General features: G+C 47.4%; 17 protein-coding genes and 1 pseudogene. 11 read left to right on the top strand and 7 right to left on the bottom strand.

Annotated features, from left to right (window positions below):
- Nucleotides 1-668 precede the first annotated feature (668 nt).
- The 5 genes and pseudogenes from QMZ65_RS22740 (at nucleotide 669) to QMZ65_RS22720 (ending at nucleotide 6628) form a co-directional block, all read left to right on the top strand.
- Entirely contained in the window at nucleotides 669-1721 is a 1053-nt protein-coding gene (locus QMZ65_RS22740; protein WP_283216748.1) for a RepB family plasmid replication initiator protein, read from the top strand.
- 1285 nt (nucleotides 1722-3006) lie between these two features.
- Nucleotides 3007-3810, top strand: coding sequence for an ABC transporter ATP-binding protein (locus QMZ65_RS22735; protein ID WP_283216747.1), 804 nt, complete (start codon nucleotides 3007-3009; stop codon nucleotides 3808-3810).
- A 159-nt stretch (nucleotides 3811-3969) separates the two neighbouring features.
- A pseudogene (locus QMZ65_RS22730) lies at nucleotides 3970-4380 on the top strand (ATP-binding cassette domain-containing protein); the annotation flags it as partial.
- A gap of 90 nt (nucleotides 4381-4470) precedes the next feature.
- Nucleotides 4471-4635: a hypothetical protein gene (locus tag QMZ65_RS22725; RefSeq protein ID WP_283216770.1), complete on the top strand. Its 165-nt coding sequence runs from the start codon at nucleotides 4471-4473 to the stop codon at nucleotides 4633-4635.
- Between the two features lie 421 nt (nucleotides 4636-5056).
- Nucleotides 5057-6628, top strand: coding sequence for a sensor domain-containing diguanylate cyclase (locus QMZ65_RS22720; protein WP_349306771.1), 1572 nt, complete (start codon nucleotides 5057-5059; stop codon nucleotides 6626-6628).
- 58 nt (nucleotides 6629-6686) lie between these two features.
- Here QMZ65_RS22720 and bdcA read toward each other — a convergent pair whose 3' ends face one another.
- Nucleotides 6687-7400, bottom strand: coding sequence for an SDR family oxidoreductase (gene bdcA / locus QMZ65_RS22715; RefSeq protein ID WP_283216746.1), 714 nt, complete (start codon nucleotides 7398-7400; stop codon nucleotides 6687-6689).
- A 77-nt stretch (nucleotides 7401-7477) separates the two neighbouring features.
- Between bdcA and QMZ65_RS22710 the strand changes: the two genes are divergently transcribed.
- The gene (locus QMZ65_RS22710; protein ID WP_283216745.1) at nucleotides 7478-8068 is read left to right on the top strand and encodes a TetR/AcrR family transcriptional regulator; all 591 of its coding nucleotides are present in this window, start codon (nucleotides 7478-7480) and stop codon (nucleotides 8066-8068) included.
- Here QMZ65_RS22710 and QMZ65_RS22705 read toward each other — a convergent pair.
- Nucleotides 8054-8398 (bottom strand): hypothetical protein, encoded by a 345-nt coding sequence (locus tag QMZ65_RS22705; RefSeq protein ID WP_283216744.1) that lies wholly within the window; start codon nucleotides 8396-8398, stop codon nucleotides 8054-8056. The two genes, QMZ65_RS22710 and QMZ65_RS22705, sit on opposite strands and share 15 nt — an antisense overlap.
- A 55-nt stretch (nucleotides 8399-8453) precedes the next feature.
- Here QMZ65_RS22705 and fos point away from each other — a divergent pair, with 55 nt between their 5' ends.
- Nucleotides 8454-8852: a fosfomycin resistance glutathione transferase gene (gene fos / locus QMZ65_RS22700; RefSeq protein ID WP_283216743.1), complete on the top strand. Its 399-nt coding sequence runs from the start codon at nucleotides 8454-8456 to the stop codon at nucleotides 8850-8852.
- A 20-nt stretch (nucleotides 8853-8872) separates the two neighbouring features.
- Here the strand turns inward: fos and QMZ65_RS22695 are convergent, their stop codons facing one another.
- On the bottom strand, nucleotides 8873-10117 hold the full coding sequence (locus QMZ65_RS22695) for a DUF2254 domain-containing protein (protein WP_283216742.1): 1245 nt from the start codon (nucleotides 10115-10117) through the stop codon (nucleotides 8873-8875).
- Between the two features lie 230 nt (nucleotides 10118-10347).
- Between QMZ65_RS22695 and QMZ65_RS22690 the strand changes: the two genes are divergently transcribed.
- The 4 genes from QMZ65_RS22690 to QMZ65_RS22675 all read left to right on the top strand — a co-directional run bounded on the left by QMZ65_RS22690 (nucleotide 10348) and on the right by QMZ65_RS22675 (nucleotide 11843).
- Nucleotides 10348-10623, top strand: coding sequence for a hypothetical protein (locus QMZ65_RS22690; RefSeq protein WP_283216741.1), 276 nt, complete (start codon nucleotides 10348-10350; stop codon nucleotides 10621-10623).
- A 212-nt stretch (nucleotides 10624-10835) separates the two neighbouring features.
- A complete protein-coding gene (gene ycgZ, locus QMZ65_RS22685; protein WP_283216740.1) occupies nucleotides 10836-11081 on the top strand; it encodes a regulatory protein YcgZ in 246 nt (81 codons plus the stop codon).
- A 117-nt stretch (nucleotides 11082-11198) separates the two neighbouring features.
- Nucleotides 11199-11519 (top strand): hypothetical protein, encoded by a 321-nt coding sequence (locus QMZ65_RS22680; protein WP_283216739.1) that lies wholly within the window; start codon nucleotides 11199-11201, stop codon nucleotides 11517-11519.
- A gap of 60 nt (nucleotides 11520-11579) precedes the next feature.
- Nucleotides 11580-11843 (top strand): biofilm development regulator YmgB/AriR family protein, encoded by a 264-nt coding sequence (locus tag QMZ65_RS22675; protein WP_058962458.1) that lies wholly within the window; start codon nucleotides 11580-11582, stop codon nucleotides 11841-11843.
- A 28-nt stretch (nucleotides 11844-11871) separates the two neighbouring features.
- On the opposite strand, the gene QMZ65_RS22670 is transcribed toward QMZ65_RS22675, so the two are convergent.
- The 4 genes from QMZ65_RS22670 to QMZ65_RS22655 form a co-directional block, all read right to left on the bottom strand.
- Nucleotides 11872-12072 (bottom strand): hypothetical protein, encoded by a 201-nt coding sequence (locus QMZ65_RS22670; RefSeq protein WP_058962459.1) that lies wholly within the window; start codon nucleotides 12070-12072, stop codon nucleotides 11872-11874.
- Nucleotides 12073-12455: 383 nt separating this feature from the next.
- Nucleotides 12456-13241 (bottom strand): TraX family protein, encoded by a 786-nt coding sequence (locus QMZ65_RS22665; protein ID WP_283216738.1) that lies wholly within the window; start codon nucleotides 13239-13241, stop codon nucleotides 12456-12458.
- A gap of 215 nt (nucleotides 13242-13456) precedes the next feature.
- On the bottom strand, nucleotides 13457-13855 hold the full coding sequence (locus QMZ65_RS22660; RefSeq protein WP_224934561.1) for an H-NS family histone-like protein: 399 nt from the start codon (nucleotides 13853-13855) through the stop codon (nucleotides 13457-13459).
- Between the two features lie 626 nt (nucleotides 13856-14481).
- Nucleotides 14482-14808 (bottom strand): helix-turn-helix domain-containing protein, encoded by a 327-nt coding sequence (locus QMZ65_RS22655; RefSeq protein ID WP_211729741.1) that lies wholly within the window; start codon nucleotides 14806-14808, stop codon nucleotides 14482-14484.
- Between the last annotated feature and the right edge of the window lie 235 nt (nucleotides 14809-15043).

The following is a 15043-nucleotide window of genomic DNA, read 5'->3' as shown; positions in this document are numbered from 1 at the left end:
ATCTTTTCTCGGGATCGACATTCAGAATTGAACGAAATCACCGTATTCCGGCTGAAACCTGCTTAACAGCCTCATTTAACGCTGATTTTTATCCCCTTTATCCACAGGGTAGATCCAATTATTCGATCATAATGAGATCCCATTGAGATCAAAGAAGATCCCGGATCGCTGCAGGCCTTGATATGACTGGTCTGAAAGGACCTTAATAACCGCTATAAGGAGTAAACTAACCGCTGTGGAGAGGAAAATAACCGATGAAATGAGTGAAACAACCGATGAAGAGAGTGACTGATAACCGCTGTAGTGAGCAGGCAAGGATGCAAGCTGTGTGTAACTGATCCCGCTGTGCATAACTTTGATTTCCAGTGACGCGATTGACTGAATTTCAGCGGCCGTTATCCCGTAAAGGTTATCCCCATTATTCACTGACCCGATCCAAGAACAGATCCACATAAGATCATATAAGTTCCTAATAGATCCCCACTACGGTTAAAGCCTTGTGCCACATGCCCTGAGGAGATATCGGTAACCGCTATAATGAGTAAACTAACCGCTATAGAGAGTAAATTATCCTCTATAGAGAGTAGTCTAACCGATGAAGTGAGTGCTAGTATCCGCTATAGAGAGTAAACGCGCGATGTCCCTGTGTATAAACCGGATCCTCGAAAATGTCGGAAAATGAGCTAAAAAACAACAAGATAGTTGAAGCCTTTTCAGAAACAGATAAACGAACTGGCGAACTGGTTGTACTTACCCCCAACAGAGATAACACTGTTCAACCGGTTGCTTTAATGCGATTGGGACTGTTCGTTCCTACGTTAAAATCGACTAATAACCGTAAAAACGACACGACAGCCGTTACTGATGTCACGAACGAACTTAAGTTACTGTCGCTCGTTAAATCAGAAGGTTATGAAAGGATCAGGATCATTGGCCAGCGACTCGATATGGACAATGATTTTAAGACTTGGGTAGGGATCATTCACGCGTTTGCGAAGTATAACGTGACGAATGACAAGGTGGTTTTACCCTTCGTCGAGTTCGTCAAACTGTGCGGCATTCCTTCTTCAAGATCTTCAGCCAAGCTGAGGGAGCGATTGGAAGCTTCGCTGATCCGCATTGCATCCAATACCATCCAGTTCGGTACTGCTGACAAAGATGAACTCTATGTCACGCATCTGGTGCAATCCGCAAAATACAGTGTCAAAAAGGATACGGTGGAGCTTCAGGCCGATCCAAAGCTGTTCGAGCTGTATCAGTTTGACCGCAAGGTATTGCTGCAGCTGCGCGCCATAAACGCACTGGCTCGTAAGGAGTCCGCTCAGGCGCTTTATACCTTCATCGAAAGCCTGCCTCCTAATCCGGCGCCCATCTCCATGGCGCGCCTGCGACAACGTCTGAATCTGACTTCTCGTCCCATCACGCAGAATGCGACCGTGCGCAGGGCGATGGAGCAGCTCAAAGACATTGGTTACCTTGATTACACTGAGCTAAAACGCGGTAGCTCCGTGGTATTCCACATTCATTATCGTCGGCCAAAGCTTAAACCTGCAGAGCTGCCACTCAAGCTGCCGGATATTCTCGAAGATGAGCTGGAGCTGGATGATCCTATCGAGACCAATGATGTTAATGCAGCGAGCGAACCGCAGGGTGAAATGGTGATGTTGTCAAAAGCGGAGCTGAAGATCCTCGAGGAAATCCGCAAAGTTAAAGTGAAGTAGCCTTCTAAATTAGCCCTCCGTTTGATAACCGCTATAGAGAGCACTTACTCTCTATAGCGGTTATTTGCTGCTGCAGTCCACGTCGTTCACCTCCCACATTCACTGCTATCAAGACATTTGTGACCCAGTAACCACTATAGAGAGTAGGCTTGTACTCTCTATAGTGGTTATCTGGAAGTCGCTCACAATTTGCACCATTCTCAGCTAAAACCCGCAATGTGACTGCTTTCAGTGTGATAGAAGAGGGGACTGCTTGTGGTGAGTCGTCATGGAATGATCCAGGATCGTCCCCAGATTTAACAACCACTATAGAGAGTAGGTATGTGCTCTCTATAGTGGTTATTCGACGGAAGTGACGTTATCACTTCTATCTTTTTGAGTTATTTGATGATTATTGAGGGATATTTGTTCAGATAACAGTGTGATTTATGTTCAATACCGCCTAAAACTCAACTCTTATTGTTTTATTATCATAGGGTTATTCTCTTTCACTGCCGGGAACTGCTTTTCCTTCTCTGTATATCCACTATAGGAAGGAGTTACTCACTACAGTGGATAGCGCTGCTGATGGCATTGATGAGTGGCTTAGCCTGAGATCCTGCTAACACGCACTCAATTGCGGGATTTTCGCATCCTGCAATAACCGCTATAGAGAGTGACTTTGCTCTCTATAGCGGTTATTTGGTTTCGTTTAATTATATTAACTGTTTGATTTATAGGATTTATTTTTGATGTTTGATTTTTTGGCTAACCGCTATAGAGAGTAAACTTTTAAGCAATGCACATATCGGAAGAACTTGAAGATCCCATATCGATCGCAAGATCGTTGATTTGCAGGGCAGAGGATCAAACATCCACTATAGAGAGTAGAAGCAACCACTATAGAGAGTAACTACTCACTATAGTGGTTATGTTTAATCTACCCCCCTGGTGATTACTAACCTCGCAAGGCTTGCCAATACTGGTGTTGGTAATTACTAACATAAAGGTGATGAGCGCGAGTGCACAGGAACGGATAATTGTCATCATTGCAGCGCGTTAGGGTATGGAGGAGTGGTTTGCTCTCTAAAGTGGTTGTTCCACAAGATCGACTCGCTCCACGCGATCCTGATCAGGTGTAGATCCCCTTCATTTCACGTTTGCGCTCGCTCATCATGACTGGCTGGCAATAGATAGACTCAGTGAGCGCTTTGGCCTGCGTCAATATGAGGGGGGAGTATCTCGTATTACTGCACTTATCGCCATCGTCCTTCTTTAGGGCCTGATACCGGCGCTTAATGTCTTCATGACAGGAAAGATAATTAACACACTCCATACGCTTCAAATCAATGATCATGCACTGATGTTCAGTGTTGCCATCTGGTGTCTGTCTTTGCTGGGTATTCAACTGATGACCCCGCTGGTGAATCTCATTCAGGGTGATGTGACGGAAATTTCGACCAGCCATTTCAGCGCAAATATTATGCGGAGAATGAATGAATCTTTTACTCTGAGCCTGTTTGATAACAAGGAGCGTTACGAGCAGCTGGAATTTTTGAAAAAAGAAGCAGCCTATCGACCGCTTAATTTCATCATTTGCATTATTTACGCCTTCAGAGCCGCCGTGATGGCTGGAAGCTTGCTACTGGTGCTAATAGCGTATTCAGGGATTGGGGCGGCCATTTGCGCATTGTCCATATTACCGATGATTATCATTAATATCCATATCCAGAAAAAATATGTGCACGAGTTATTCAAAAACGCTAAGGACGCAATTGCAATGCGTTACGTCTATGGCGTCAGTATGGGTAAAAGCTTTTTACAGGAAATTCGACTCTATGGGCTGGGTAGTTATCTGCTAAAAAAGTTCTCAGGGTCAGCATTTAATACCTATCAACGTATGCACCAGCAACGCGTCAGGGCGCTGATAACGCCCATTCCCGCCATGCTGCTTAGCCTGGTGATGCTATTTGCCGGGGTGTATCTTTTCCTGAGCAATCTGCGCAGCAGTGATATCGCGGTGGGCGCGTTAGTGATGGTGTTTCAGTCCATTGTGATGATGAAATCGCATTTGGATGAAATTGCGAATTACGGTGCCAATCTGACATAAATGGGCAGCTTTTTTCATAGTTACCACTCCTTTATGACCGAGGAGATTGAGCCCGTTACCAACGTCCAAAAATTACTCCCCGATAACACGCCGTTCTCACTCAGTATTAAGCATCTTAGCTTTGGTTATTAAGGCCGGAGCAAGAAGGCCTTAGACGGCATTGATCTTGTGATTAGGGCAGGTGAGAAAGTGGCGATTCTGGGGGATAACGGAAGTGGTAAAACCACGCTGATTAAAATGCTGCTGCGGATGTATGCCTATGAACAGGGTGATATCAGCGTATCCGGTGTTCCACTACAAAGTCTGGAGATTGACGGTTACCGCCAGCAGGTGGCAACTGTGTTTCAGGACTACGGCAAGTATGAATTTACCGTCGGTGAGAATATCGCACTGAGTCAGTATGACACATAAGCGCATTCCACTCAGGTTGACGATTTACTCAATAAAGTCGCGTTTCCTCATCCGCAGCAGACCCGACTGGGTAAACAGTTTGGCGGTGATGAACTTTCAATCGGGCAGTGGCAAAGGCTGGCGATCGCGCGTGCGTTATACCGTAAAGCCAATCTGTTCATCTTTGATGAGTTTTCATCCTCGCTCGATCCAGAAACTGAACATCGCCTGTTTAATGAAATCCTTTCACTCGACACGACGGTTATCGCCGTGACTCAACGTCAGGGAAATATCAAAGAGTTCGACAGAATCGTGGTCATGGCGGAGGGAAAAGTGATCGAAAACGGAAGTTTTGCTCTGTTGATGGGTAAACAGGGCAAGTTTTATAATATGTGGCACGCTCAGTTTAAATCGGTCATTGCTGAATCGGCGTAATGCAATCGTCGGGAACTGATTTGAGAGAGACGCCAGTTCATGCTGTTAATCCGGTGCGCCATCAAAATGCTTTCTTCAGAAGGTTGAATCATAATGGCGCACTGGATTAAATATTTAAAACCTGTCATCGATAGAAACTGGCCTGTCAGGCAGGTCAGTTTCAACATGGCGTCTATAAAAGAAATTTGATTATGGCATTCTAAAAATCATCACAGAAATCCATATCTTTATTCAGACGTTATTGTTTAACTCCCTTCGTCATTTTTACTAATATCAATGGTAATCATTCCTGAGCGTTATCAACACCAGGCAGCAAGAAATATCCTATAGTTCAGCCTTTTTAGCGGGTAATGCCAGGCAAGCTTTCGCATTTCTCTTTATCTGCTTAACTGAATGCTGGATAAAGATGATGGGGATAAGGGTGGATAAAAAAGACACGCGCGAACAGGCAGGGCTCCTTTATCACTCCCTCATCAGAAGTATCACGCTTGCAGGCATTGTGCTTATCGCCGCGGTGTTAGGTATTAGCATATGGACGCTGCATCAGGACTGGAATGATACTGTCAGGCAGAGTGAAGAAACGGCGACAAACCTGGCGCTGTCGCAGGCGCGGCAGGCAGAAGATACTTTCTTGCAAACTGAGCTCGCGATGCGTGAAATGCAGCGTGACGTTGAATCGCAGCTGGTGACCGGTATCAATAGCCGCAATCTGAGCCAGACCATGCGGGAGCTTCAGGGGCGATTGCCGCAGCTGCACGGTCTTTTCTATTACGACGCCCAGGGCAAGTGGATAGCCACCTCTGCATCGCAGATACCGGCAGACATCAATAACTCCGATCGCGAGTACTTTAGGTTTCAACGCGACAATCCGCGCAACAGCATTCATCTTGGTCCGGTGATCCGTAGCCGAAGCACCGGTGATCTGGTGATCCCCGTCTCACTTCGCATCAGCGATGCGCTGCGCGGTTTTCAGGGCGTTTTGCTGGCTACGGTGAAAGTTGACTATTTCCGGCACTTTTACGCTTATTACGAGATGGGGCCTAAGGACGTACTGGTGTTAATGCTGGCTGACAGTTCCGTGTTATACGCACGGCCGATGCCTGATAGTTTTATCGGCAAAGACCTCTCTTCCAGCCATCTGTTTCAGCAGATGCTGCAGGCCACAAATCGTGGAAGCGGGCAGTGGACCTCGGCTCTTGATGGCAAACCGCGTATCTTTGGTTTTGCACGATCGGATCGTTACCCGCTGGTGGTTGCAGCAGGGTATGACACGCATAGCCTATTCATTAAATGGATGAAAGGACGCGTACAGGATGTGTTGCTGAGTCTTGCACTATTATCCGCCATCGTTGCCATGGGCGTATTCGTGCTGCGTCAGGCCCGGCACAGCTTGCATTACCAGCTTGAACTGACCAATCTTCGTGATGAACTGAGCGTAACCAACCGTGCACTGAACAGACTGGCGCATGCGGATGCGTTAACGGGGCTGGCGAACAGACGTGCATTTGATCGCTACCTTGAGGAGTGCATCCTGGCCGCTGACACGCACAACGAGCCGGTTTCGCTGGTGATGATCGATATCGATTATTTCAAACGCTATAACGACACTTACGGCCATGTGGCCGGGGACGAATGCCTGAAGCGTGTGGCGCAGGCGATAAACGCCATCTCTCTGCGCGGTACCGATTTGGTGGCACGATATGGCGGAGAAGAGTTCGCCATCGTACTTCCCGGTACTGATATTGAACATGCGATGGCGGTGGCTGCTGCTGCTGTGCAAGCTGTACGTGAGCAGGACATCATCCATGACTCGTCTCTGTTAGCTTCCCAACGGGTGACGCTAAGCGCGGGATGTGCATCGCTGAACACTGAGAGAGAAAATCGCTCGGCTCAGTTGTTGATCAGGCAGGCCGATATGGCGCTTTATTCCGCTAAGCAGGCGGGCAGAAATCAGGTGAAGAGCGATGAGTCATATCTGAACACTCACAGCTGAAAGAGCAAATGCAGCCAGGTTTAGTGGGGCAACCTGGCTCAAATTCATCGATGACATCTTACGCGCCAAATCCGCCATCAATCGTGTGCATAGCGCCTGTCACGAATGAAGCTTCCGGACCGGCAATCCAGGCAACCATACCGGCCACTTCTTCAGGTTTACCGTGACGCTGAATGGCCATAAAACTGTGCATCAGCTCCTTCATCGGGCCGTCTGCCGGATTCATATCGGTGTCGACGGGACCCGGCTGGACGACATTCACCGTAATACCACGTGGTCCAAAGTCACGGGCCAGACCGCGCGCTAATCCCTGCAGGGCCGATTTGCTGACGGCATAGGCTGCGCCGCCTGGCATTGGCATCCGGTCTCCGTTGACGGAACCAATGACGATAATGCGACCGCCTTCTGGCATCTGACGGGCGGCTTCCACCGCAGCGTGATAAGGTGCGTGAATGTTGATGCGGAATAAGTGATCTATGGCATCGCTTTCCAGCTCTAACGCATCACCAAAAATTGCCACGCCCGCATTCACCACCAGCACATCCAAAGGCCCGGAATCGCGTACCAGCTTGGTCACGGCATCGCGATCGGCGCTATCCGCCTGAACCGCTTTACTGCCTGTGTCTTCCGCCAGTTTCTCTGCCACTTCGCGCGAGCCGGCGTAACTGAACACCACCGCAGCACCCTCGGAGGCAAAACGCCGCACGATGGCCGCACCAATGCCCCGACTACCGCCCAACACCAGTACCGATTTGTTAGTAAATACCGCCATTAGAGTGTCCTCAATTGTATTGTAGTGGTCATTACAATATTATTGAGTGAGTCAGGTTGTCAAAGGATTATGTAGTGATGACTACAAAAATTAGCCGTACGCCAGGCCGCCCACGCAAGTTCGATGCGGAACAGGCGGTATGCATTGCGCAGAATTTGTTTCACTCGAGTGGTTACGACAGGGTGAGTGTGGGGGATTTGACCAAAGCCTTTGGCATCAATCCGCCCAGCTTTTATGCCGCCTTCGGCAGCAAACTCGGGCTTTATCGGCTGGTGCTTGATCGATATGCCCAAAATGGCGCTATCAGTTTCAAAGCGCTTTTGCGTCACGATCACCCGGTGGCGGAGTGTCTCTCTGCGGTACTGGATGAAGCTGCAAGTCGCTATGCCGCCGATCCAGAAGCCACCGGGTGTCTGGTACTTGAGGGTATTCATTGCGACGATCTCTCTGCGCGTGAGGTTGCCTGCGGTTTTCATACGGCGGCCGAGAAGATGTTTCATGCCTATATTGCCGAGCGCTATCCAGCACAGGCTGTGCGGATAACGGATTTTATGGTGACGATCATGTCGGGCCTGTCGGCTCGATCGCGGCAGGGCGCCAGCGCCGAGCGTTTGCGGGAGACATCGCGCATGGCTGGTCAGATGCTGGCGCAGTTACTTCCGGTTTGATTCGAGTTCCGATGAAGTTGCTGGCGGAATTGAGGATTGAATTTTCGCTTTTATGGCTTGGTGGTGTCTAATGCCTAAAAGGCAAAAAAGGAGACAGTCATGTCTGAGCAAAACAAATACGCGGAAGGAAAAGCCATTTGCAATGAGATCGGCGGCGCGGTGCTGTAAGTTCTGGGCGGAAAAAGCGAGTTCGCCGTTCAGTCGCTGATTGATGTCTTGCAGGAAGCGCAAAACGATGGTCATCACTACGATGCCGAGCGTGAGCAGGGCATGGAAATGGCGATAAGAATTCTGCAGAAGTTTGCTTAGCGACTCGCGTGACAACCGCATTCCATCGCATCGCCTGTGCTAAATTAGCGCTTCAACTTCTTGTATTGAGTTCAACATGCTAACCGGTTTGAATCACGTCACCCTTGCTGTAAGCAATGTCTCTGCGAGTTTCACCTTTTATGTTGAGACGCTGGGATTCACTCCCCGGGCGCAATGGAAGAAAGGCGCCTATCTCTCATTAGGTGAGCTTTGGCTGTGCCTCTCACTGGATGCCGTTTCCATCGGTAAAGATTACACGCACTATGCCTTCAGCATTGAAGATGAATTGTTTGAAGCTTTTGCCGAGAGGCTGAAAGCTTCAGGCGTAAAAGAATGGAAGGTCAACAAAAGTGAGGGCAAATCACTCTATTTCCTCGATCCGGACGGCCACAAGCTGGAACTCCATGCCGGTGATCTGGAAAGCAGATTACGCGCCTGTATGGCACAACCGTATGAGGACATGACGTTTTATTAGTCACTTGCCCATCCCTGACATTAGGGTTGATGAAGGCCTTTGGCCAACGTTCTGAGTCTCTCTATATCCGTCTCAATCGGTATAGCGGCACTGGCAAAGGCAATGGCTCGCTCCGCGTGACGCCTGGCGTCAGACCCATACCTGGCAGCATTAAATTGTGCCAATGCGATAAACGCTTTCTGCAGGCGAATTTGTACTTCAATCATGCCAGCACCGTCACGTGCAATAGCGGCAAACGCGTCATCGAACATATCCTGAATGGACGGTTTTTGCAGAAAGAGACGAGGAAAGCGGGTATCGCCAATGTCAGGTTGCACGCGCAAGCAAAAGAGCCTGACCAGTCTGCCAATAATATCAATGGCAGTCCCGGGATCGTTGACTGCCGGAGAGAGTGCTCGTGACGCAATCTCAGACAAAACGCACAACCCGAAGCGCGGGTCCTGATCAAAAGAACGCTGCTGATCAACTGTGAACGCATCTTTTACCGTTTCAGCAGCAAGACTTTTTGATGTCTTAAGCCAGGCCAGGGGAGTCGAGCAATGTATGAAGGCGCCTGGTTGAACCGCAACATACAGATAGATCCCTTGACCTTCAGCAAAATCAGACAACATACTGAAATCAATATGTTGCAGATAACCCACTTCTTCAGCATAAACCGGTATCAATGAGTCCGGCAGTTCATCGGAGACATGCCAGGGAGAGCAGCCCATATAAGGGTCTTGTAACCGACTAACCAGCGCAGCCTGAGTGACCTCTTCGACACGTTGGGAAGTCTCTGCCATACGACCAAACTGCGCCAGATGCTGGATCCATCGCAACAACGTAATCACAATCATCACAATTACAACCAGCGTGACAAAGAACAGGATGACACGTCCTTGAGATCCGTAAGCCCCCATACTCAGTGCAACAATGCCCACCAGACTATAAAGAAAAGACCCGATGAACGTTGCCAGCACATTCTGCGTGGTCCGATCCTCTACAAGTAAACGCGTGGCGCGCGGCGTGACACTGCTGCTCGCCGTGTTATAGGCTGACACCATAATATTGAGTGAGAAGGTGGTGACCGCAAGCATGCTGGAAGCCAGAATACCCAGGATTTTATCCACGGCATCCGTGCCGATTAACCCGGTAATTCCTGAAGGGATAAAGGGTTTCATCACGATGGCGAGTAGGGCTGTCATCACCGCCAGAACAGCAAAAAGGGAACTTCTGAACCACAGTTTCCGGGTAAGCTGGCTCAGGATCCATTGGGTTTTTGTCATCGTGCTTTCCTTGTTATTGCAGGGTTCATCCACATAAACTCTTCATGGGTTTGTCAGTGTGCTCATCACTGACAGCAATGGCGTTAACGCCTGATAATGGCAAGAATATATTGCCTCTGGATAAACCCTGAATGGCGCATAAATTCTGCGCCAGGTTTAACCCAAATTTCTCATCAGCTACAATAGATCCTGAGGACTCAGCGTAAGCCTGATTCTCATGAGGTAAAACAATGGAAAATTCAGACAAAATTTTAGGCGAGGCTGCTTATCAGATTCTTGCCCGCCGTGAAAAAATCAGTGTTATTCAATTAAATCAGGAACTGCATCGCATGGCCGACGAGGCGAATGCGCCAGAGCGTAAACAAGCCGTTTTGGCTGCGATTAACTGGTTAAACGATTATCGGCAACCCTCGTCAGAAGATAAGCGCAGCAGCTCACCGTTACGGCGTCTGAGTGAAAGCTCTGACAGCATCACATTATTGCCAGTTGAAAATATTAAAAAGTAGCGAGAGTACTTAACTCAAATATTAATATCCGCTCAAAATACTTGTCGTTACAGATGATTAAGATTTTTCTGTTTGGCGAATTCCCTCTTAGCCCATAGCACTTTTTGCAAAAAAATGGGCGCCTGACTTTTACTATATTTCTGTACAGATTTTGCAATAACTGTACAACTTTATCAGGCCATTTGCCTGACCCAACATGAGAGGGTTAACACATGCGTCAGAATGGATACACTCCGAACTCTTCAGAAGCTATTGCACAATATTTTAATAAAGCCTCTTTGCCTTCTCAGCAAGAAACATTGGGTCAGATCGTGGTAGAAATCCTGCGAGAGGGCAAGAATCTGAACCGTAAATCACTCTGCACCAAGTTACTTCGTCGTCTGGAAATTTCCACCAACGCTGAAGAGGAACACCACTATCATCAGCTAATTGGACTGCTTTTCGATCGGGATGAGTGATTCAGTATTCAGGCCTAAGTTGTACAACATTACCGTTCTGAATTTGCATGGTATGAGAATGATTCCTGGCTCCGTGACAGAAATTGCAATTTGCACTCTGTTTACAGCAGAATTGCCATGCAGATGCCGTTATCAGAGAAGTATATGAATAGAAGTGAACACCAGCAGTTAGTCGATGAAATTCTCGGTGAAGCCACACTGATTCTGCTCCAGCGAGCGGGGCCTGTTTCTTTCCGTGCACTCATCGAACAACTTCAGGTTATGGAAGACCAGTCAGATGATGCTGACAGGCGGCAATTGATCGCCCAAACAATTGTTGAAGTAAGGAAGAGCATCGCCGAAGGAGAACGAGTTAAACAGCAGAGGGCGGAGGGAATAAACTCTGTCCAGCACTTGTACACGGACTCACATCATTCAGGTAATAACAGAAAGCATTGAATATCGGCTCCATTACTATTAGTGATTAACCCCTGACACCATTTAGCTCGGAAACAAATCATGCATACATCAGAAGACATCTTTTCTGCGCTTGCCGATCAGGAACTGGCTGAACGTTTCCGCAATGCGGGTCCGGATTTGAAAGATGAGGCGAAGATCTTAGGCGTCATCATCCGTAATGTGCTGGCATCGGAAGGGCAGATAACGAATAAAGCCATTATCATCAGTTTAATCCGGGCACTTGAATCAACTCACGATGATTCTCAAGCCCAGCTCTTACGCCAGACTCTTGAAATCGTTGTGGGCGTAACACCGGATGATTAATGCTTGATTCTTTGCTAGCTCGCGTATATCAGTGCATCATTTTCGAAAGTAAGCGGATAAGCGTTTCGTATTTTTCTCTTAAAACTGAATCCGCTTCATTGTCTTTGAGTTTTTGCAGGGCTAACGAAATTTCATGCACCTCAAAAGCTAAGCCTTCCCGGATAAACGCTGACACCGTGGAGCCTAACAACGCTAATATATCTTGTGTAATCTGGCCATCATGCTTCACCGCGACTCCACACTCTGTATAAAAATACAGTGTGTCATATCTGAACCTCTACCGATACCCTTAAATAATTGGATCTCCGGCATTCCTAATTTTTAAATATAAATTTGTCCTCACACGCTATTGTAAATAAAGAGTTTAATCATAATTAACGCTGCGCTTATAAAGTTTATCCTTTACGGCTCAAATTCGTGAATTTCTGGAAATTAATATTCACTCTCTAGTCGGTGATTGGCCCCAGCCGGGAACGGCATTGGCGTTTGCAGGACATCAAGTGTTTATGGTGCAGCGTTAAGGTTATATGATTGGGTGCTCGTGCTTTTGGGCATCGCATCCAAACCCTAAATTGTGCATCTGACAGGCCTGTAAAAGCGCTCTGATTTTGATCAAGGCCGAACGGGCATAACCGCCAGACACCCAAGCAAAACCAAATGCGCGGCGTAAGCATGATAGAAAAATCGGCGCGGCCAGATACGTAGCGAGGAAACGCCTGGCATCGCCGCAACCAAACCAATTACCAGCAGTGGCAGCACCAAAGTCGGCAGGAAATCGTAAACGATCGCATCCTCCCACCACCCGTTGAGAACAGGCGGCATGTTAAGCCATGCCATCGCGGCAAAAAGAAGGAGCAGGAACATGCCATTCTCTGCTGCTCCTGAATGATATCTGGCGATAATGCAGAGCAGGCAAAACACTAGCCCCGATACGCCGTAACTCGCCGGGGAAAGAGGCCAGGCAATCAGCAGTAATAATGCGACTCCCGCCATTGCGCCGTTAACACCCCAGCGTGCTGCCCAGCTGATTAGCTGAGTACATCCGGCATAAGCGAAGAGAATATTTAGCGCCAGCCAGGATTGGCCCTTCATCATAAAGGCCAGCCAGAATAATGGTTGAGTCACGATAGCCCAAAGCCATAATCTTCTTGCCCGCTGGCGTAAACATATTGCATCAGCAGGTAAGTTAGCCGCCCAGAACAACGTGAACAGCGGAAATGCGATATGTCCGAATGCATATAAAAATGCACTTCGTCCACTTAATAATATGGTGTTGATGTGATCACCCAGCATCGCAACCAGTGCGATGGTTTTAATAATATCAGCCTGCAACGGACTCAGGCTTTTTACCTGGTTTAAAGGCGAGCTAAACCTGAGTAAGGCAGAAAAAAGAGTCATGGATGATCACCGACAATTGTGCGTTGTTATAGTCAGCCAGAGACAGCGATTTGAACATTACAATGACAATAGTTGATAGTAAACCCCGTCATTATCTTAATATGGGATTTAACGAAAGGGGGAGAGGGAGAAGATATCAATCAGTGTTTAATTTTTGGTGGGCAGAGCACCCACCAAAAATGTTCGATAACTCAAATTAAACGGGGAAAGCCCGATTAGATAAGAAAATCATCGAGAGATTTGCCGGCATCAACAGCGGCTTTAATCACAGCTGGTGTACGACCCTGACCGGTCCAGTGCTTCTCAACGCCATCTTCCGTGTATTTATATTTAGCCGGACGTGGAGCACGTTTAGCACGAGTCTTACCCGTTGGCGTTAATGCGCCCAGCAGTTCGTTCGGGTCAATCCCGTCCTGCAGCAGCAGTTCACGATATTTAGCCAGTTTCTCTTCTTTTTCGCGCACGGCGGCTTCGCTGGCGTTGTTTTCTTCACGGCGCTCTGACACGACAACAGTGAATTTTTCCAGCATTTCTTCCAGATCTGCAAGCTGCACTTCACGTGCCTGCGCGCGAAGCGTACGGATATTGTTTAACGCTTTAAGTGAATCACTCATGAACTTCTCCTGAATATTTTGTCGCTGAACGAAATAAATTAAGTGGTGCAGTAGATAACAAATTAGGGATGAGTATATAGATGTTACCCTCGTTGCAGAAGTACAACACATCAGATATCAATAATAAAGCCTGCAAAGTGTCAATTTTTAGATATTTCTCAAAATTTCGGGGTAGACCAGGCGATGAGAAGTCGATAATTGCGCTTTGAACTCTATTTTAACCATCAGTGATTTTAGCGTTTGGTAATATTTTTAAGTATGTCGACGCAGAAAAACTTATGTTACCCGGTCATAATGATTGTCACGACCCACGGAGCGGAGGAAGCTAACGTTAATGGCTACTTAATTAATGACCGGCTTAAAGCGTTCCCTCGTTCAGATAACGTCACGATGCGTCACTGCGAATCGTCATAACGGTATGCAAGATAGCCATGACGGATCGTGGTTCAATTCTGCGGGATAAGGGATGACGCGTGAAATTAGGGGAGTTAATATCATGCGGATAAGATCTTTATGCTTTATACGTTTAAAAGTGCACTCACATGTTCAGTAAACGATCGAATTGATAACTTTTCACTTCAAGGCGCTGCGAAGAAGCAAAGTCAATGGCTTGCAGGCAAAAGTTTTTAAGAAGATGAATTTAGTTTTTTCAAACCACGCTTCGTTGCCCTTTGTCGGGACGGAGCATTCAGTGCCTCAACCTGCGCGATGCTCAATGCGGGTGGTGCAAACAAATTCATCATTTCTCTTTCAAGACGGAGCGCAAACACGACCTTTATAAAGTTTTCTAACGTCACCTTACCGTCATTTTCTAGTTTTTTTAGCGCTGACACTGAAATCCCTGCGTTATCAGCCAACTCTTTCTGGAGAAGATTGCGCCTAAGACGTTGCTCCTTCAGACGTTGCCCCAGTCCTGCAATCAATTGAGATTCAGTAAAGAGGTTAAGAGTCATTTTAAAAGCCCTGAATGTCATTAAAGATGAATAAGAGTTCATTATAGAGCTTTTATGAATACGGTCATAGTGTGTCGAGTGAGTGTTGCTTGAAGCTAATGAGTTCACTTTAACCGGATAAGAGAGGGGGTTGAAGAACCATTAAAATGAACACTTACAGTTCAACCCAATTGCATAAGTCGCGACATAGTGAATTAAACATCCACCACATTAAGTCTTAAACGACCATCATGGT

It is taken from the genome of Pantoea sp. EABMAA-21, from assembly GCF_030053335.1.
Taxonomy (GTDB): domain Bacteria; phylum Pseudomonadota; class Gammaproteobacteria; order Enterobacterales; family Enterobacteriaceae; genus Pantoea; species Pantoea communis.
This window is presented reverse-complemented; position numbering and strand designations above follow the sequence as displayed.

Coding starts and splice junctions, on each gene's coding strand:
- bdcA (WP_283216746.1), bottom strand. CDS start 7,400: ATGGCGGTATTTACTAACAAATCGGTACTGGTGTTGGGCGGTAGTCGG.
- QMZ65_RS22665 (WP_283216738.1), bottom strand. CDS start 13,241: ATGACTCTTTTTTCTGCCTTACTCAGGTTTAGCTCGCCTTTAAACCAG.
- QMZ65_RS22695 (WP_283216742.1), bottom strand. CDS start 10,117: ATGACAAAAACCCAATGGATCCTGAGCCAGCTTACCCGGAAACTGTGG.
- QMZ65_RS22740 (WP_283216748.1), top strand. CDS start 669: ATGTCGGAAAATGAGCTAAAAAACAACAAGATAGTTGAAGCCTTTTCA.
- fos (WP_283216743.1), top strand. CDS start 8,454: ATGCTAACCGGTTTGAATCACGTCACCCTTGCTGTAAGCAATGTCTCT.
- QMZ65_RS22655 (WP_211729741.1), bottom strand. CDS start 14,808: ATGACTCTTAACCTCTTTACTGAATCTCAATTGATTGCAGGACTGGGG.
- ycgZ (WP_283216740.1), top strand. CDS start 10,836: ATGCGTCAGAATGGATACACTCCGAACTCTTCAGAAGCTATTGCACAA.
- QMZ65_RS22690 (WP_283216741.1), top strand. CDS start 10,348: ATGGAAAATTCAGACAAAATTTTAGGCGAGGCTGCTTATCAGATTCTT.
- QMZ65_RS22680 (WP_283216739.1), top strand. CDS start 11,199: ATGCAGATGCCGTTATCAGAGAAGTATATGAATAGAAGTGAACACCAG.
- QMZ65_RS22710 (WP_283216745.1), top strand. CDS start 7,478: ATGACTACAAAAATTAGCCGTACGCCAGGCCGCCCACGCAAGTTCGAT.
- QMZ65_RS22660 (WP_224934561.1), bottom strand. CDS start 13,855: ATGAGTGATTCACTTAAAGCGTTAAACAATATCCGTACGCTTCGCGCG.
- QMZ65_RS22735 (WP_283216747.1), top strand. CDS start 3,007: ATGACAGGAAAGATAATTAACACACTCCATACGCTTCAAATCAATGAT.
- QMZ65_RS22675 (WP_058962458.1), top strand. CDS start 11,580: ATGCATACATCAGAAGACATCTTTTCTGCGCTTGCCGATCAGGAACTG.
- QMZ65_RS22705 (WP_283216744.1), bottom strand. CDS start 8,398: ATGCGGTTGTCACGCGAGTCGCTAAGCAAACTTCTGCAGAATTCTTAT.